Source organism: Enterobacter sp. DSM 30060, assembly GCF_013375955.1.
In the GTDB taxonomy this organism is placed as follows: Bacteria; Pseudomonadota; Gammaproteobacteria; order Enterobacterales; family Enterobacteriaceae; genus Enterobacter; species Enterobacter intestinihominis.
Window position 1 is genome coordinate 1,737,156 of the sequence record NZ_CP056118.1, and the last position, 17,918, is coordinate 1,755,073.

19 protein-coding genes and 1 other annotated feature are annotated in these 17,918 nt (G+C 56.6%); of the genes, 15 read left to right on the forward strand and 4 right to left on the reverse strand.

The window, feature by feature from the left end; genetic code table 11:
- The first annotated feature begins 8 nt into the window (after positions 1-8).
- The 7 genes from yidA (at position 9) to HWQ15_RS08240 (ending at position 7,094) form a co-directional block, all read left to right on the forward strand.
- Positions 9-821 carry a sugar-phosphatase gene (gene yidA / locus HWQ15_RS08210; RefSeq protein ID WP_023305134.1) on the forward strand — a complete coding sequence of 271 codons (813 nt, stop codon included), beginning with the start codon at positions 9-11 and terminating at the stop codon, positions 819-821.
- A 226-nt stretch (positions 822-1,047) separates the two neighbouring features.
- Entirely contained in the window at positions 1,048-1,737 is a 690-nt protein-coding gene (gene dgoR / locus HWQ15_RS08215) for a D-galactonate utilization transcriptional regulator DgoR (RefSeq protein WP_003861109.1), read from the forward strand.
- Positions 1,734-2,612 carry a 2-dehydro-3-deoxygalactonokinase gene (locus HWQ15_RS08220; protein ID WP_063148994.1) on the forward strand — a complete coding sequence of 293 codons (879 nt, stop codon included), beginning with the start codon at positions 1,734-1,736 and terminating at the stop codon, positions 2,610-2,612. Before dgoR ends, HWQ15_RS08220 begins: the two co-directional genes overlap by 4 nt.
- On the forward strand, positions 2,596-3,213 hold the full coding sequence (locus HWQ15_RS08225; RefSeq protein WP_063945726.1) for a 2-dehydro-3-deoxy-6-phosphogalactonate aldolase: 618 nt from the start codon (positions 2,596-2,598) through the stop codon (positions 3,211-3,213). The genes HWQ15_RS08220 and HWQ15_RS08225 overlap by 17 nt, the downstream gene beginning before the upstream one ends.
- Positions 3,210-4,358, forward strand: a complete 1,149-nt coding sequence (gene dgoD, locus HWQ15_RS08230) for a galactonate dehydratase (protein ID WP_003861103.1) — start codon at positions 3,210-3,212, stop codon at positions 4,356-4,358. The genes HWQ15_RS08225 and dgoD overlap by 4 nt, the downstream gene beginning before the upstream one ends.
- A gap of 117 nt (positions 4,359-4,475) precedes the next feature.
- Complete coding sequence (locus HWQ15_RS08235; RefSeq protein ID WP_161177384.1) at positions 4,476-5,813, forward strand: MFS transporter; 1,338 nt, start codon at positions 4,476-4,478, stop codon at positions 5,811-5,813.
- A gap of 51 nt (positions 5,814-5,864) precedes the next feature.
- On the forward strand, positions 5,865-7,094 hold the full coding sequence (locus HWQ15_RS08240) for a DUF3748 domain-containing protein (protein WP_074143589.1): 1,230 nt from the start codon (positions 5,865-5,867) through the stop codon (positions 7,092-7,094).
- Here the strand turns inward: HWQ15_RS08240 and HWQ15_RS08245 are convergent.
- Positions 7,091-7,423: a YceK/YidQ family lipoprotein gene (locus HWQ15_RS08245; protein ID WP_032622035.1), complete on the reverse strand. Its 333-nt coding sequence runs from the start codon at positions 7,421-7,423 to the stop codon at positions 7,091-7,093. The two genes, HWQ15_RS08240 and HWQ15_RS08245, sit on opposite strands and share 4 nt — an antisense overlap.
- A gap of 247 nt (positions 7,424-7,670) precedes the next feature.
- Positions 7,671-7,745: a sequence feature (ROSE (Repression Of Heat Shock gene Expression) occurs in the 5'-region of heat shock genes and acts as an RNA thermometer to modulate expression.), on the forward strand.
- Between HWQ15_RS08245 and ibpA the strand changes: the two genes are divergently transcribed.
- From ibpA to HWQ15_RS08260, 3 genes are all read left to right on the forward strand, one after another.
- The gene (gene ibpA / locus HWQ15_RS08250) at positions 7,739-8,149 is read left to right on the forward strand and encodes a small heat shock chaperone IbpA (RefSeq protein WP_003861094.1); all 411 of its coding nucleotides are present in this window, start codon (positions 7,739-7,741) and stop codon (positions 8,147-8,149) included. (Overlaps the previous feature by 7 nt.)
- Before the next feature lie 136 nt (positions 8,150-8,285).
- Positions 8,286-8,714, forward strand: coding sequence for a small heat shock chaperone IbpB (gene ibpB / locus HWQ15_RS08255; protein WP_006808781.1), 429 nt, complete (start codon positions 8,286-8,288; stop codon positions 8,712-8,714).
- Positions 8,715-8,856: 142 nt separating this feature from the next.
- Entirely contained in the window at positions 8,857-9,660 is an 804-nt protein-coding gene (locus HWQ15_RS08260; RefSeq protein ID WP_063137900.1) for a DUF4225 domain-containing protein, read from the forward strand.
- Here the strand turns inward: HWQ15_RS08260 and HWQ15_RS08265 are convergent.
- Entirely contained in the window at positions 9,638-9,961 is a 324-nt protein-coding gene (locus tag HWQ15_RS08265) for a hypothetical protein (RefSeq protein WP_063137899.1), read from the reverse strand. The two genes, HWQ15_RS08260 and HWQ15_RS08265, sit on opposite strands and share 23 nt — an antisense overlap.
- Positions 9,962-10,231: 270 nt before the next feature.
- On the opposite strand from HWQ15_RS08265, the gene HWQ15_RS08270 reads away from it, so the two are divergent.
- On the forward strand, positions 10,232-11,893 hold the full coding sequence (locus tag HWQ15_RS08270) for a putative transporter (RefSeq protein WP_023305138.1): 1,662 nt from the start codon (positions 10,232-10,234) through the stop codon (positions 11,891-11,893).
- Here the strand turns inward: HWQ15_RS08270 and HWQ15_RS08275 are convergent.
- Positions 11,861-12,607, reverse strand: a complete 747-nt coding sequence (locus HWQ15_RS08275) for a GntR family transcriptional regulator (RefSeq protein ID WP_022646541.1) — start codon at positions 12,605-12,607, stop codon at positions 11,861-11,863. The genes HWQ15_RS08270 and HWQ15_RS08275 overlap by 33 nt on opposite strands.
- A 221-nt stretch (positions 12,608-12,828) precedes the next feature.
- Here HWQ15_RS08275 and HWQ15_RS08280 point away from each other — a divergent pair, with 221 nt between their 5' ends.
- From HWQ15_RS08280 to HWQ15_RS08295, 4 genes are all read left to right on the forward strand, one after another.
- Positions 12,829-14,451 (forward strand): alpha-glucoside-specific PTS transporter subunit IIBC, encoded by a 1,623-nt coding sequence (locus tag HWQ15_RS08280; protein WP_022646542.1) that lies wholly within the window; start codon positions 12,829-12,831, stop codon positions 14,449-14,451.
- Entirely contained in the window at positions 14,448-15,770 is a 1,323-nt protein-coding gene (locus HWQ15_RS08285) for a 6-phospho-alpha-glucosidase (protein WP_063148990.1), read from the forward strand. Before HWQ15_RS08280 ends, HWQ15_RS08285 begins: the two co-directional genes overlap by 4 nt.
- Positions 15,771-15,862: 92 nt before the next feature.
- On the forward strand, positions 15,863-16,210 hold the full coding sequence (locus tag HWQ15_RS08290) for a YidH family protein (protein ID WP_003861080.1): 348 nt from the start codon (positions 15,863-15,865) through the stop codon (positions 16,208-16,210).
- The gene (locus HWQ15_RS08295; RefSeq protein ID WP_022646545.1) at positions 16,200-16,547 is read left to right on the forward strand and encodes a DUF202 domain-containing protein; all 348 of its coding nucleotides are present in this window, start codon (positions 16,200-16,202) and stop codon (positions 16,545-16,547) included. Before HWQ15_RS08290 ends, HWQ15_RS08295 begins: the two co-directional genes overlap by 11 nt.
- Before the next feature lie 32 nt (positions 16,548-16,579).
- Here the strand turns inward: HWQ15_RS08295 and dsdA are convergent, their stop codons facing one another.
- Entirely contained in the window at positions 16,580-17,866 is a 1,287-nt protein-coding gene (dsdA, locus tag HWQ15_RS08300; protein ID WP_063148989.1) for a D-serine ammonia-lyase, read from the reverse strand.
- Between the last annotated feature and the right edge of the window lie 52 nt (positions 17,867-17,918).

Sequence of the window (17,918 nt, forward strand, 5' to 3'; positions counted from 1 at the left end):
GGGACCTCATGGCTATCAAACTCATTGCAATCGATATGGACGGCACGCTGCTGCTGCCAGACCACACTATCTCTCCTGCCGTTAAAAATGCGATCGCCGCCGCACGCGAAAAAGGCGTGAACGTGGTGCTCACCACCGGACGCCCGTATGCCGGGGTGCACAGCTACCTGAAAGAGCTGCACATGAATCAGCCTGGCGATTACTGCATCACCTATAACGGCGCTCTGGTGCAAAAGGCAGCAGATGGCAGCACGGTGGCGCAAACTGCACTGAGCTATGATGACTACCGTTTCCTGGAAAAACTCTCCCGCGAAGTGGGCTCTCACTTCCACGCGCTCGATCGCAATACGCTTTACACCGCCAACCGCGATATCAGCTACTACACGGTGCACGAGTCCTACGTTGCAACCATTCCACTGGTGTTCTGCGAAGCGGAAAACATGGACCCGGCAACCCAGTTCCTGAAAGTGATGATGATTGATGAACCTGCGGTTCTCGACAAAGCCATCTCACGCATTCCGGCTGAGGTAAAAGAGAAATACACCGTGCTGAAAAGTGCGCCGTACTTCCTCGAAATCCTTGATAAACGCGTCAATAAAGGCACGGGCGTCAAATCGCTTGCCGATGCGCTGGGCATCAAGCCTGAGGAGATCATGGCGCTGGGCGACCAGGAAAACGATATTGCGATGATCGAATATGCAGGCATGGGCGTGGCGATGGATAACGCGATCCCGTCGGTGAAAGAAGTGGCGAACTTCGTCACCAAATCTAACCTGGAAGACGGCGTGGCTTATGCGATTGAGAAATTTGTCCTGTCCTAACAGCTGTCTGTAATCATCAGCCTCGGTTATCAACCGGGGCTTTTTTTGGCGCTGAATTTATTGAATTGTTCTTTTTGTGATCTTTATTGTAGTACAACATTAACTGATTGTACTACATTGTCACCAAGGCAATGGCGAAAGGACTCACGTTTGTACTGCAAAAGTGAGGCGAAATTCAGCGGTCGCGGTAAAGTAGTGATGGACTTACAGAGCACAAGGACTCTCCATGACACTCAATAAAACCGATCGCATTGTCATCACGCTGGGCACTCAGATTGTGGGTGGCAAATACGTTCCCGGTTCGCCGCTGCCAGCAGAGGCTGAACTGTGCGAGGAGTTTGAAACCTCGCGCAATATCATCCGGGAAGTGTTCCGCTCGCTGATGGCGAAGCGGCTGATTGAAATGAAGCGCTATCGCGGCGCGTTTGTTGCGCCGCGTAACCAGTGGAACTACCTCGATACCGATGTTCTGCAATGGGTACTGGAAAACGACTACGACCCACGGCTTATCGGCGCGATGAGCGAAGTCCGAAATCTGGTGGAACCGGCCATCGCCCGCTGGGCGGCAGAGCGCGCAACGTCAGGTGACCTGGCACAGATTGAGTCGGCGTTAAACGACATGATCGCCAATAACCAGAATCGGGAGGCGTTCAACGAGGCGGACATTCGCTACCACGAGGCGGTATTGCAGTCGGTGCATAACCCGGTGTTACAACAGCTTAGCGTGGCGATCAGCTCGCTACAGCGAGCAGTTTTTGAACGTACCTGGATGGGCGATGAGGCCAACATGCCGAAAACGCTTCAGGAACATAAAGCGCTGTTCGATGCGATACGGCATCAGGACGGCGATGCGGCAGAGCAGGCGGCGCTGACCATGATCGCCAGCTCGACTCGAAGGTTGAAGGAAATCACATGACATCACGCTACATCGCAATTGACTGGGGATCGACCAATCTGCGCGCCTGGCTCTACCAGGGTGAGCAGTGTCTGGAAAGCAGGCAATCAGAAGCAGGTGTGACGCGCCTGAACGGTAAATCCCCCGAAGCGGTGTTAGCAGAGGTGACACAAAACTGGCGCGACGGTACTACGCCAGTGGTGATGGCTGGAATGGTCGGCAGTAACGTGGGCTGGAAGGTTGCGCCTTACCTGTCGGTTCCGGTGCATTTCACCGCCGTTGGCGAGCAGTTAACGTCCGTTGGCGACAATGTCTGGGTTATTCCCGGTTTATGCGTCTCTCGCGACGATAACCATAACGTGATGCGCGGCGAAGAGACGCAGCTGCTCGGGGCGCGCACCCTTTCTCCTTCTTCTGTCTACGTCATGCCCGGGACGCACTGCAAATGGGTCCAGGCGGATGCTGAGCAAATTCATGATTTCCGCACGGTGATGACCGGCGAACTGCACCACTTGCTGCTTAAGCATTCGCTGGTGGGGGCCGGTTTGCCGGAGCAAACCCCTTCGCCGGAAGCGTTTGCCGCCGGGCTTGAGCGCGGGATCGCATCCCCTGCCGTTTTGCCGCAACTTTTTGAGGTTCGCGCCTCGCACGTGCTGGGAAATCTTCCGCGCGAGCAGGTCAGCGAATTTCTGTCCGGCCTGCTGATTGGCGCAGAAGTCGCCGCCCTGAGCGACGGGTTCGCCGGGCAGCAGGCCATCACGCTCGTCGCGGGTTCATCGCTGACGTCTCGTTACCGCCAGGCGTTCCACGCTATCGGACGGGATGTTGCTGCGGTGGAAGGCGACACGGCATTTCAGGCAGGCATAAGGAGCATCGCTCATGCAGTGGCAAACTGAACTTCCCCTGATCGCGATTTTGCGCGGTATCACGCCCGGTGAGGCCTTAGCGCACGTTGGCGCGGTGATCGACGCCGGGTTCGACGCGGTGGAAATCCCGCTCAACTCCCCGGAATGGGAAAAAAGCATTCCGGCAGTTGTTAATGCGTTCGGTGATAAGGCGCTGATTGGTGCTGGTACCGTATTACAGCCGGAGCAGCTGGATGAACTGGCGAAGATGGGCTGCAAGCTTATCGTCACACCGAATATCAACCCCGAGGTGATCCGCCGGGCGGTGGATTACGGCATGACCGTATGCCCGGGTTGCGCCACGGCCACAGAAGCCTTTGCCGCCCTCGATGCGGGCGCACAGTCTCTCAAAATTTTCCCGTCGTCGGCCTTTGGCCCGGATTACATCAAAGCGCTGAAAGCGGTCTTACCCGCCAGCGTGCCGGTCTTTGCCGTGGGCGGCGTCACGCCGGAAAACCTGGTGCAGTGGATAAAAGCGGGTTGTGCGGGCGCGGGGCTGGGCAGCGATCTCTATCGTGCCGGACAGCCCGTTGAGCGTACCGCACAGCAGGCGGCAGCATTTGTGAAAGCGTATCGAGAGGCAGTGCAATGAAAATAACCAAACTTACCACGTACCGTTTACCCCCGCGTTGGATGTTCCTGAAAATCGAAACCGACGAAGGCGTGGTTGGCTGGGGCGAGCCGGTGATTGAAGGCCGTGCGCGCACCGTTGAAGCCGCGGTTCACGAGCTGGGTGAATACCTGATTGGCCAGGATCCGGCGCGCATCAACGACCTGTGGCAGGTCATGTACCGGGCGGGATTTTACCGTGGCGGTCCGATCCTGATGAGCGCCATCGCCGGTATCGATCAGGCGCTGTGGGATATCAAAGGCAAAGTGCTGAATGCCCCGGTCTGGCAATTAATGGGCGGCCTGGTGCGAGACAAAATCAAAGCCTACAGCTGGGTGGGCGGTGACCGCCCTGCGGAAGTGATCGACGGTATCCGGCAGCTGCGCAACATCGGTTTTGACACCTTCAAACTCAACGGCTGCGAAGAGATGGGCGTTATCGACAACTCGCGCGCGGTAGACCGGGCGGTGAACACCGTGGCGCAAATCCGCGAGGCTTTCGGCAACGAGATTGAGTTTGGCCTGGATTTCCACGGCCGCGTCAGCGCGCCAATGGCCAAAGTGCTGATTAAAGAGCTGGAGCCGTATCGCCCGCTGTTTATTGAAGAGCCTGTTCTGGCCGAGCAGGCGGAATACTATCCAAAACTGGCTGAACAGACGCACATTCCCATCGCGGCGGGGGAGCGTATGTTCTCGCGCTTCGAGTTTAAGCGCGTGCTGGAAGCGGGCGGCATTGCGATCCTGCAACCGGACCTCTCCCACGCGGGTGGCATCACCGAATGCTACAAAATTGCCGGCATGGCAGAAGCCTACGATGTGGCGCTGGCGCCGCACTGTCCGCTTGGGCCGATTGCGCTGGCAGCCTGTCTGCATGTGGACTTCGTCTCCCGTAATGCAGTGTTCCAGGAACAAAGCATGGGCATTCACTATAACAAGGGCGCGGAGCTGCTCGACTTTGTGAAAAACAAGGAAGATTTCAGCATGGAAGGCGGTTTCTTTAAACCTTTAACGAAGCCGGGCCTTGGCGTGGAGATCGACGAAGCCAAAGTCATTGAGCTGAGTAAAAGTGCGCCGGACTGGCGTAACCCACTGTGGCGTCATGAAGACGGTTCCGTAGCCGAGTGGTAAATCGCCGGATGGCGCTACGCTTATCCGGCCTACTCTCTCGTAGGCCCGGTAAGCGAAGCGCCACCGGGCAAAAAAAACGTACATAGAAAAAATATAACCCTCTGTAAATTACAGGGCATGGTGAGCGGCTTCGCTATGCCCAAAATCTGGAGACAGATTGCGATGGATATTCCAGTTACTGCTACAAAAACCGGGCGTCGCCGCTACCTGACGCTGATCATGATCTTTATTACCGTGGTCATTTGCTATGTAGACCGCGCCAACCTCGCCGTGGCCTCGGCCCATATTCAGGAAGAGTTTGGCATCACCAAAGCGGAAATGGGCTACGTCTTCTCGGCGTTTGCCTGGCTGTATACGCTCTGCCAGATCCCCGGCGGCTGGTTCCTTGACCGCGTGGGGTCACGTCTGACCTACTTTATCGCTATTTTGGGCTGGTCCGTGGCGACCCTGTTCCAGGGCTTCGCCACCGGGCTGATGTCGCTGATAGGCCTGCGCGCCATCACCGGGGTGTTTGAAGCGCCCGCGTTCCCGACCAACAACCGCATGGTGACCAGCTGGTTCCCTGAACACGAACGTGCTTCCGCTGTTGGTTTTTACACCTCCGGGCAGTTTGTTGGTCTGGCGTTTCTGACGCCGCTGTTAATCTGGATCCAGGAGCTGCTGAGCTGGCACTGGGTGTTCATCGTCACCGGCGGGATCGGTATTATCTGGTCGTTAATCTGGTTTAAGGTCTATCAGCCGCCGCGTCTGACCAAAAGCATCACCAAAGCCGAACTGGACTACATCCGCGACGGCGGCGGTCTGGTGGACGGCGATGCGCCAGTGAAAAAAGAGGCGCGCCAGCCGCTGACCAGAGCGGACTGGAAGCTGGTCTTCCACCGTAAGCTGGTGGGCGTATATCTGGGCCAGTTCGCGGTGACCTCCACGCTGTGGTTCTTCCTCACCTGGTTCCCGAACTATCTGACCCAGGAAAAAGGGATAACCGCGCTGAAGGCGGGCTTTATGACCACCGTTCCCTTCCTTGCGGCGTTTTTCGGCGTGCTGCTCTCGGGCTGGCTGGCGGATAAGCTGGTGAAAAAAGGCTTCTCACTGGGGGTTGCGCGTAAAACGCCGATTATCTGCGGACTGCTGATCTCTACCTGCATCATGGGAGCGAACTACACCAACGATCCAGTGTGGATCATGACCCTGATGGCGGTAGCGTTCTTCGGGAACGGTTTTGCCTCCATCACCTGGTCGCTGGTGTCGTCCCTGGCACCGATGCGGCTGATTGGCCTGACCGGTGGCGTGTTTAACTTCGTTGGCGGCCTGGGCGGGATCACCGTGCCGCTGGTCATCGGTTACCTGGCGCAGGACTACGGCTTTGGTCCGGCTCTGGTGTATATCTCTGCCGTGGCGCTGATCGGCGCGCTCTCCTACATCCTGCTGGTAGGTGACGTGAAACGAGTAGGCTAATCCCTTCGGATGTTTTACCCTGATGCGATAACCGCGCATCAGGGTATTTTCATGAAACAAATCACCTTCGCTTCCCGCAACCACCAGCTCACCAACATCAACATCTGGACGCCAGACAGCCAGTGGCTTGTCTATGATGTCCGCCCGTCCGGCGCGTCGTTTACCGGTAAAACCATTGAGCGGGTCAACGTCGGTACGGGCGAGGTTGAGGTGATCTACCGTGCGACTGACGGCGCGCATGTCGGCGTGGTGACCGTTCATCCTGCCGGGGAGAAATATGTTTTTATCCACGGCCCGAAAAAACCGGATGCAGACTGGCAGTATGATTTTCACCATCGTCAGGGAGTGATTGCGCACAACGGCCAGGTGAGCAATCTTGATGCGATGGATATCACCGCGCCTTACACGGCGGGGGCGCTGCGTGGCGGCAGCCACGTTCACGTTTTTAGCCCGAACGGGCAGTTCGTCAGCTTTACCTACAACGACCATGTACTGCACGCGCGCGATCCGCTGCTGGATTTGCGTAACGTCGGGGTGGCGGCGCCTTTTGGTCCGGTAAACCCACAGGGGAACCATCCGCGGGAATATGCCGGAACCTTCTGGAGCGTACTGGTAAGCCGGACAACGCCGAACCCGCAACCGGGCAGCGATGAGATTAACCGCGCCTATGAAGAGGGCTGGGTGGGCAACGACAGGCTGGCGTTTATCGGCGATACGGTGTCTGCGAAAGGCGAGAAAGTGCCCGAACTGTTTATTGTGGACCTTCCCAAGGACGAGCAGGGCTGGAAACGGGCGGGCGATGCGCCGTTGCAGGGGACGCCGGATACAATGCCCGCGCCGCCTGCGGGCGTCATGCAACGCCGCCTTACCTTCACCCATCAGAAGGCGCATCCGGGGCTGGTGAATGTGCCGCGCCACTGGGTGCGTAGCAATCCACAGGGGACGCAGATTGCGTTTTTAATGCGGGACGATAACGGCATTGTGCAGCTGTGGCTTATCTCCCCTGAAGGCGGTGAGCCGCGTCAGTTGACCCACGCTGAGAGCGATATTCAGTCGGCCTTTAACTGGCATCCTTCCGGCAACGGGCTGGGATTTGTGCTTGCAGGCCGCATTGCCTGCTGCGATGCGCAGACCGGAAAGGTGACGTTTTTGACGTCCGATCATGGCAACCCGCCGTCTGCTGACGCTGTGGTGTTTTCCCCGGACGGACGTTTTGTTGCGTGGATGGAAGAGAAGGACGGTTTCCGCCAGCTGTGGCTAACGGAAACCGCACAGAATTAGCGCGGGGTCATCTCTGCGGGCGGGATGACGGAGTTAGTCGCCAGCGTCTCCTGCTCGCTTTTCTCAACGCGCGAACGCACTGAGCTGTCGGTGCGGAACATATCCCACGGCAGCAGAAGCGTATCGGCAACCGCCGTAAACGGCATATCAAGAATCGCCAGAGATTTGGTACCCCAGTTTGTCTCATCATCAGAGATCATGGCGGCACTGGCGCGCGTCCCCGGATATGTTCCTTCTTTACCGCCGGTGTGCGACATCACGCTCGAACACCCGCAAAGTAAAACAACCCCGCTGAACGTCGCCAGCTTAATCAGAACATTTCTCATCATCACTCAGTCATCATTAGTAGCACGGCATTGACCTGCAACTCAGGGTTATAGCGAGGCGCGTCCAAAATGGATAGCTCAAAACTCCCGCACTGTGGTCGCCATCGCAATTTAACCCTTTGTGCTGTGCCCCTGAGTCTATGCGACAACCAGCAAAGTGCAAAAAAATCTCACATCAACAGGCTTGAAAAGGCCGTATCCAGACCCATTTTAAGAATGTAACCCGATAACGAACACGCCTGATGGGTGTTCGGGGAAGCAGAAGCCTGTCCATGGTGGAAGGCTACATTTTCTCGCTGATTCCAGGAGTTTTTATCTATGCGTAATTTCGATCTCTCTCCGCTATACCGTTCTGCCATTGGTTTTGATCGTCTGTTCAACCACTTAGAAAACAACCAGAGCCAGAGCAACGGCTATCCTCCTTACAACGTTGAATTGGTTGACGAAAACCACTATCGCATTGCGATTGCTGTCGCCGGTTTCGCAGAGAGCGAACTGGAGATCACCGCGCAGGACAATCTGCTGGTGGTGAAAGGCTCCCATGCGGGCGAGCAGAAAGAACGAACCTACCTCTACCAGGGCATCGCAGAGCGCAACTTTGAACGCAAGTTCCAGCTGGCTGAGAACATCCACGTCAAGGGCGCGAACCTGGTGAACGGCCTGTTGTTTATCGAACTGGAACGTGTGATTCCGGAAGAGAAAAAACCGCGTCGTATCGAAATCAATTAATTAAGCGGGTCGCGGCTGCGGCCCACCTGAAATTGCTTGCCGTAAAGGGAGCATATGCGAATCCGCAAGGGTTTGCAGGTACAACTGCGCACAAAAATAAACTGTGCCGAACTCGCTTCTCAGAAGGAGATTTAGTATGCGTAACTATGATTTTTCCCCCCTGCTGCGTCAGTGGATCGGTTTTGACAAACTGGCTAACGCGCTGCAAAGCGCAACCGAACAGCAGACGTTTCCGCCGTACAACATCGAAAAAAGCGATGATAACCACTACCGCATCACGCTTGCGCTGGCCGGGTTTCGTCAGGAAGATCTCGACATCCAGCTTGAGGGTACGCGCCTGACCGTTAAAGGGTCACCGGAAAAACCAGACACCGAGACCAAATGGTTGCATCAGGGGCTTGTCACTCAGCCGTTTAGCCTGAGCTTTACCCTGGCAGACCATATGGAAGTTTCTGGCGCGACGTTCACTAACGGGCTGCTGAATATTGACCTCACCCGTAACGTGCCGGAAGCTATCGCGCCGCAGCGCATCGCCATTAGCGAACGCCCGGCGTTGAATAGCTAATTCACTTTTTTGCCGGGTGGCGCCTCTATGCTGCGATGCGTCATCGGTTAGTTCTGCAATATGGCCGAGGTAATATCCATTTTTTGTTGGCAAAAATCGTTTCGGGAATATGCTTTCAGAAACAGATAATCGAGGCGATGAAATGGACACGTTGCTTTTACCCGGCCAGAATCCGCGTGCCTGGGCGGAAACCATGATCAACCTGGAGGCCAGGAAACTGGTTAGTACGGCCAACACGGTAGCGGCTATGCATCTTCAGGATGGATTTATCCGTATCCAGTTTGTGGATGAGATCAGGGCATTCATCAGGGCCCAGTTTGAGGCCGCACGCAGGGCAAAAACGGATGATGATTGTATGGCCTGCCTGCAGGCATTGCGCGCCGAGAACACTAGTCTGCTTGAACAGTCCCGCTCCCTCAAAACCGGCTATGCAAAACTCTATGCCGAGGTGAAGGTTGTCCGGGACGAGAACAAAATTGTGGGCTACATCATCTCGGCTGTTGATGTGGTGGTGGCCGGAGCGGCTATCTTTGGTGGGATCGTCATGATCTCCTCCATGACGCCGGTGGGGGTGGTTGCCGGGGTGGTGATTGTCGTAAATGGCTTCAATACGATTTCACGGGAAGCCGCGCACAACCTCCTCAGTGATAAGCAGACGGAGGGGATTTTCGCAGACGGCTCGATGGAGATCGCTGAATTTTTGGGCTTTAGCCGGCAGCAGGGTCTGGGGGCCTATAAGGCTGTCACACTCTTTAGTGAAGTCTATGGCGCGTATGGCCTGAGGCTGAAACCCGAAGCACAACGGCTGTGGTACTGGACCAGGCCCGATTTCTTCAGGAAAGTATCCGACACGCCACGTCCCGCGATGGCGCTTAAAATTGCAGGATGGGGTGTTAAAGCCAAAGTGGCGCTTGATTTACTAACTATTGAGCCTTCCGGGAAATAGTCTTCTGCAGGCGGAATGCTTTCCAGCCCAGCGCAGGAGGAAAGGTCACCCAGGCAATGATCAGAACAACAAAGGAACTCATGCCCCCGGAAAGAATGTGTGTCCTGCTGCCGGCGATGAGGGTGACAAGCATAACCAGAACCAGCGCGACCGTGATCCATACCGACACCCGGAAGCGCCTTGAGAGCGCATCGATAAGATGCTGCATAGTGCCTCCGCCTGCTACAAGCCGGCCCTGTAAATTGTCCACTTCGCTCTTACTGAAACCTGCTTCAAGCAGGTCTTTCTCACTGATAGCCATAACGTCCCCCCTAATCAGGCGAAAGTATACGGTATCAAGCCAATAATCCCCAGGTGGCCAGCAATAATGTTTCTGCGGGCAGGTTCAGGATATGTGATAACCCGTTTAAACAACTCTGTGACAGCACGACGCCAGCGACCGCCAGTTGCTTCACTTCAGGTGACCGTTTTGCGTTTACCTTCGGCTTTTTTGTGCGCCATCACCCATACAACCGCCGCCAGCTCTGAGAGAATCCCTGGTATAACTAAGGTTATGCACAGGATGTGGAACATGAGTGATATCGCGTTAACCGTCAGCGTGTTGGCCCTTGTCGCGGTAGTGGGGCTATGGCTGGGGAATATCAAAATCCGCGGCGTCGGGTTTGGGATTGGCGGAGTGCTTTTCGGCGGGATTTTTGTCGGCCATTTTGCCGACCAGCTTGGGTGGGTGCTCAGCGCCGATATGCTGCATTTCATCCAGGAGTTCGGCCTGATCCTCTTTGTGTATACCATCGGTATTCAGGTGGGGCCGGGCTTCTTCGCTTCCCTGCGCGTCTCCGGTTTACGCCTTAATCTCTTTGCCTTCGGCATCGTCGTGATGGGTGGGCTGGTCACCGCCATTCTGCACAAACTCTTCGCTATTCCGCTGCCCGTCGTGCTGGGCATCTTCTCCGGCGCCGTAACCAATACGCCCGCGCTCGGGGCGGGCCAGCAAATTCTGCGCGATCTGGGTATCCCTGCTGATGTCGTCGATCAGATGGGGATGAGCTACGCCATGGCCTATCCGTTTGGCATTTGCGGTATTTTGCTCTCCATGTGGCTGGTGCGCGTGCTGTTCCGCATTAACGTCGAGCAGGAGGCGAAAGAGCATGAAAGCACGCTGACCAACGGCCATGCGCTCATTAAAACCATCAACATTCGCGTCGAAAACCCTAACCTGAATAATATGGCGATACAGGATGTTCCCATTCTGAACAGTGCGACCATTATCTGTTCACGCCTGAAACGTGACGACACGCTGATGGTGCCTTCACCTGACACCCTCATTCAGCACGGCGATCTCCTGCATCTGGTAGGGCAACCGGCGGATTTAAACAATGCCCGGCTGGTGATTGGTCAGGAGGTGGATACCTCGCTCTCAACCCGTGGAACGGACATGCGCGTGGAGCGCGTGGTAGTGACCAATGAGAAGGTCCTGGGCAAGAAAATACGCGATTTGCAGGTTAAAGAGCGTTATGACGTGGTGATCTCCCGGCTAAACCGCGCTGGTGTCGAGCTGGTGGCCAGCCAGGATGCCAGCCTGCAATTCGGTGATATTCTCAACCTCGTCGGGCGTCCTTCATCCATTGATGCCGTAGCGAACATGGTGGGCAACGCCCAGCAAAAACTCCAGCAGGTGCAGATGCTGCCGGTCTTTATCGGCGTCGGGCTTGGCGTCATGCTTGGCTCCATCCCCCTGTACGTGCCCGGCTTCCCGGTAGCACTGAAGCTGGGGCTGGCAGGCGGGCCGCTCATTATGGCGCTGATCCTCGGGCGTATCGGCTCCATCGGTAAGCTCTACTGGTTTATGCCGCCGAGCGCTAACCTGGCGCTGCGGGAGTTGGGCATCGTGCTGTTTCTGGCGGTGGTGGGGCTGAAATCCGGTGGCGATTTTGTCGATACTCTGGTGAACGGCGAAGGGATGAGCTGGGTAGGCTACGGCGTATTCATTACCGCCATCCCGCTGATAACGGTCGGATTACTGGCGCGTATGTTCGCTAAAATGAACTATCTCACGCTGTGCGGCATGCTGGCCGGTTCCATGACCGATCCGCCCGCGCTGGCGTTCGCCAATAACCTGCACGCCACCAGCGGCGCGGCGGCGTTGTCCTACGCCACGGTCTATCCGCTGGTGATGTTTTTGCGCATTATCACCCCGCAACTACTGGCGGTGCTGTTCTGGGGGATGGGCTAATAAGTCTTCCGGGTGGATACGCCGCAGATGGTAGTCCACCTGGTAATCGCTGGTGTTCCGGAACATCACGGAATAGTTGAGGAACTCGCCGCTGTCGCTGTAGGAAAGAGAGGTGATGCGCAGCAGCGGCGTCTGTTCCGGCAGATTCATATAACCGGCCAGCTGTTTATCTGCCAGCACTGGCGTCAGGCTCTCGTAGTTGCCGCTAATGGTGATCCCGCACTCCTTCTCGATGTAATCAAACTTAGACCCTTCGAGATGCGCCAGGGAAAGATTGCGGAACAGCTTCACCGGCATAAAGCTGTCCTCCAGCATCAGCGGTTTTCCGTCCACGTAACGTACCCGCCTTGAAAAATAGATCCGCTCATCAACCTGAATCCGCAGCTGGCTGGCGATGGCGGGCGGCGCGGGCATCACTTCAAACTGCAACACCTTGCTCTGCACTTCTTTCCCCTGCTGGCGCAGTACCTCCACCAGCCCGGTCAGGTTAGTCGTTTCATGATGAACGTCTTTGCGCGCCACGAACGTCCCGCTGCCGTGTCGACGTTCAACCAGCCCCCAGCTTACCAGCAGATCCAATGCCTTGCGGATGGTCATCCGGGCTACGCCAAACTCCTTTGCCAGCGCTTTTTCGCCGGGTAACGGGCTGCCAATGTTGTAGTCCGACGAATTGAGCCGTAGCCGCAATCTGTCGGCAATAGATTTGTAGATCACCTGTAGACCTCTGCTCGCCCGTTATGGCGTGGATTACGTCTTAACTTGTCCATATTTGCTATCAAAAGTAGACCTGATTGGTCAAATTAAAACCATGAATGCGATCACGAATCGCAGCGGCACGCCATGTTCCCGCATCAGTAACTTCTTATGCTCACCTCAGGCCAGTAAAAAATCATAAAGGCCTCTACCCCTACAGGTTGTTTCATGAGGATTTAAAAATGCTCAGTCAAATACAACGTTTTGGCGGCGCCATGTTCACCCCGGTTTTACTGTTTCCCTTTGCCGGGATCGTGGTCGGGATCGCCATCATGCTTCGCAACCCGCTGTTTGTCGGCGAAGCTTTAACGGCCCCCGATCATCTGTTCGCGCAGATTGTTCACATCATCGAAGAGGGCGGCTGGGCGGTGTTCCGCAATATGCCGCTGATTTTTGCTGTCGGCTTACCGATTGGCCTGGCAAAGCAGGCGCAGGGCCGCGCCTGTCTGGCGGTGCTGATTAGCTTTCTGACCTGGAACTACTTTATCAACGCGATGGGGATGACCTGGGGTCACTTCTTTGGCGTCGACTTCTCTGCTGAACCCACTGCTGGCAGCGGGCTGGCGATGATTGCCGGAATCAAAACGCTTGATACCAGCATCATCGGGGCGATTATCATTTCCGGGCTCGTCACCGCCATCCACAACCGATTTTTCGACAAGCCGTTGCCAGTCTTCCTGGGGATTTTCCAGGGCACCTCGTTTGTCGTTATCCTCGCGTTCTTCGTGATGATCCCCTGCGCCTGGCTGACGCTGCTGGGCTGGCCGAAAGTGCAGATGGGCATTGAGTCCCTGCAGGCGTTCCTGCGCTCTGCCGGTGCGCTCGGCGTATGGGTCTATACCTTCCTGGAACGCATTCTGATCCCAACCGGATTGCACCACTTCGTCTACGGTCCGTTTATTTTCGGCCCGGCGGCGGTAGAGGGCGGCATTCAGGTCTACTGGGCGCAGCACCTGCAGGAATTCAGCCAGAGCACTGTGCCGCTGAAAACACTGTTCCCTGAAGGCGGCTTCGCCCTGCACGGCAATTCGAAAGTGTTTGGCTCGGTCGGGATTGCGCTGGCGATCTGGTACACCGCGTCGCCGGAGAACCGCGTCAAGGTTGCGGGGCTGCTGGTTCCGGCCACGCTTACCGCCGTGCTGGTGGGTATTACCGAACCGCTGGAGTTCACCTTCCTGTTTATCTCGCCGTTGCTGTTTGCCATCCACGCCGTGCTGGCCGCAACGATGGCGACGGTGATGTATACCTTCGGGGTGGTGGGGAACATGGGGGGCGGTCTGCTGGACCAGTTCCTGCCGCAAAACTGGATCCCGATGTTCCATAACCACGCCTCGACGGTATTCACCCAGATTGGCATCGGCCTCTGCTTCACCGCTCTCTATTTCGTGGTCTTCAGGACGCTTATCGAACGTCTGAATCTAAAAACGCCGGGCCGGGAAGAGAGCGAAATCAAGCTCTACAGCAAGGCCGACTATAAGGCGGCGCGTGGGCAAACCACCGCCCCGGCAGCAGCCAGCCAGCAGGTCGGACAGGCCGCTGGGTTCTTACAGGCGCTCGGCGGCGCAGCAAATATCGAAAGTATCAATAACTGCGCCACCCGCCTGCGTATCGCCCTGGTGGATATGACGAAAACCCAAAGCGACGACGTCTTCAAAGCCCTGGGCGCACACGGTGTGGTGCGGCGCGGCAACGGCATTCAGGTGATTGTCGGTCTGCACGTTCCTCAGGTGCGCGACCAGCTGGAATCGCTGATGAAAACCCCTTTAACAAACGAACAAACCACTCTGACAGAGGCTATATCATGAAAAAATTCTCAGTTGTTATTGCAGGCGGCGGCAGTACATTCACGCCTGGTATCGTCCTGATGCTGTTAGCCAACCGTGACCGTTTCCCGCTGCGTGCGCTGAAGTTCTATGACAATGATGGAGCACGTCAGGAGGTTATCGCCGAGGCGTGCAAAATCATCCTCAGGGAGCAGGCGCCTGAGATTGAATTTAGTTACACCACCGATCCGAAAGCAGCCTTTACCGATGTGGATTTCGTGATGGCGCATATTCGCGTGGGCAAATACCCGATGCGTGAAAAAGATGAAAAAATCCCGCTGCGCCACGGCGTGCTGGGCCAGGAAACGTGCGGGCCGGGTGGCATCTCCTACGGCATGCGCTCCATCGGCGGCGTGCTTGAGCTGGTAGATTATATGGAGCAGTACTCCCCGAACGCTTGGATGCTGAACTACTCCAACCCGGCGGCGATTGTCGCGGAAGCCACGCGCCGCCTGCGTCCGAACGCGAAAATCCTCAACATCTGCGACATGCCGATCGGCATTGAAGGCCGTATGGCGCAAATCGTCGGCCTGAAAGACCGCAAAGAGATGCGCGTGCGCTACTACGGTCTGAACCACTTCGGCTGGTGGACGTCGATTGAAGATCTGAACGGATACGATCTGATGCCGAAATTGCGCGAATACGTGGCGAAAAACGGTTATGTTCCACCTTCGGAAGATGCGCATACTGAAGCGAGCTGGAACGATACCTTCGCCAAGGCCAAAGACGTACAGGCGCTGGATCCGGACACCATGCCGAACACCTACCTGAAGTATTACCTGTTCCCGGACTATGTGGTCGCCCATTCCAACCCGGAGCGTACCCGCGCCAATGAAGTGATGGATCACCGTGAGAAGCATGTATTCAGTTCATGCCGGGCGATTATCGAAGCCGGTCATTCTTCTGCCGGTGAACTGGAAATCGACGAACATGCGTCGTACATCGTCGATCTGGCGACCGCGATTGCCTTTAACACCCAGGAACGCATGTTGCTGATTGTGCCTAACAATGGGGCTATCCATAATTTTGACGCCGACGCGATGGTAGAAATTCCGTGTCTGGTCGGCCACAACGGACCGGAGCCGCTGACCGTGGGTGATATTCCGCACTTTCAGAAAGGGCTCATGAGCCAGCAGGTGGCGGTGGAAAAACTGGTGGTGGACGCCTGGGAGCAGCGCTCGTATCAGAAACTCTGGCAGGCGATTACCCTGTCGAAAACCGTACCGAGCGCATCGGTGGCGAAGGCGATTCTGGACGATCTGATTGAAGCTAATAAGGATTACTGGCCAGAGCTGCACTAATCTTTCTGACCGGCATCGCCAGATGCCGGTCTCCTTGTCCTGGCTGAATTACGCTATGCTGAAGCCTGCATGATGCACGACAAGGAACCTTCATGAACATTTCCCGCCTCGGTGAAGCGCCGGACTACCGCTTCTCACTGGCTAACGAACGCACGTTCTTAGCGTGGATCCGCACCGCCCTGGGCTTTCTGGCCGCAGGCGTCGGCCTTGATCAGCTCGCCCCCGATTTTGCCACTCCGTTGATTCGCGAAGTGCTGGCCCTGCTGCTGTGCCTGATTGCCGGCGTGCTGGCGATTTATGGCTATCTGCGCTGGCTGAGAAATGAAAAAGCGATGCGTCTGAAGCAGGATCTCCCCTACACGCGCGGTTTGCTCATCATCAGTACGATTTTGCTGATGGTTGCGGGCGTAGTGATGTTACTGGTGCTGTATGCCGGATAGCCGCAAAGCGCGGCGGGAAGCGGACCCCGGGCTTCAGCCGGAGCGAACCTCGCTGGCCTGGCTGCGCACGCTGCTTGGGTATGGTGCGTTGATCGCGCTTGCCATTAAGCACAACTGGCACCGCACGGGGGCGCCATTCTGGATCTCCATTGTTGTGCTGGCGCTGGTAGCCATCATTTTATGGCGCTACACCCGCAGCCGTAACCTGATGGACGTGGCGCAGAGCGACTTTGTACAGCCGAAGGCGGTGCGGGATAAGTTCCTTATCGCCCTGGCCGTGCTGTCGCTGTCACTGCTGTTTGCGGTCACCCACATTCAACAAATTTTGCACCTGTAGGCCGGGTAAGGCGCAGCCGCCACCCGGCATATTTACTTCCCTTTCGCTAAATATTTCGCCATCTCGTCTTCCGGCACCATGCCGCCGCCGGTCGCCCAGACCAGGTGTGTAGTGTTAGCATTCGCCGTTATGCGTACCGGCCCGGCCATCCCCGCCAGCGCCGACGGCTCCAGACAAATGCCTTCTTCCTGCGCCAGCCAGCCGAGCAGGTCGTACATGCTTTGATCGGCGAGGGTATAGAACCCGTCAAGCAGACGCTCCATCGCGCGGCCCACGAAGCCAGACGCGCGACCTACCGCCAGACCGTCCGCCGCCGTCACGTTATCAATACCCAGATCCTGCACGGCGATTTCATCGTGCAGCCCGGTGTAAACGCCCAGCAGCATGCACGGGGAGTGCGTGGGCTCGGCGAAGAAACAGTGGACGTTATCGCCAAAGGCCAGCTTCAGGCCAAACGCCACGCCGCCGGGGCCGCCGCCGACGCCGCACGGCAGATAGACATTCAACGGATGTTCAGCATCCACCGCGCGCCCCTGCGCGGCAAACTGCGCTTTCAGGCGCTCACCTGCAACCGCATAGCCCAGGAACAGCGTGCGTGAGTTCTCATCGTCAATAAAGAAACAGTTTGGATCGCTTTCCGCCGCTTTGCGCCCTTGCTCCACCGCCACGCCATAATCCTGCTCATATTCCACGACGATCGCGCCGTGGCTGCGCAGTTTGGCTTTCTTCCACTCGCGGGCGTCTGCGGACATATGCACCGTGACCTTAAAGCCGATGCGCGCGCTCATAATGCCGATGGACACCCCCAGGTTGCCGGTTGAACCCACCGCGATGCTGTACTGGCTGAAGAAGGCTTTAAAGCGTGGCTCCAGCATGATGCTGTAGTCATCTTCAACGCTCAGCAACCCGGCTTCCAGCGCCAGTTTTTCCGCATGGGCCAGCACCTCATAGATACCGCCGCGCGCTTTAATGGAGCCGGAAATCGGCAGATGGCTGTCTTTTTTCAGCAGCAGCGTGCCTGGAATGGCCTTGCCAGACTCTTTCTCCAGCCGCTTTTGCATCGCCGGGATCGCGACCAGTTCGGATTCGATAATCCCGCCCGTTGCCGCCGTTTCCGGGAAGGCTTTCGCCAGATACGGCGCGAAGCGTTTCAGGCGCGCATGCGCGTCGTCCACGTCGGCTTTGGTCAGCCCGACATATGGCAACCCTTCCGCCAGCGTCGTGGTGTTCGGATTAAGCCAGGTGATCTCTTTCAGGGCAATCAAATCCGCCAGCAGCGGAAACCGGTCAATGAGGCCGGTCAGGTCAGTCGTTTTCATAATCTGTCTCAGAATTTAGTTCGTTTTGACTCTACACCAATTGTGAAAAAGC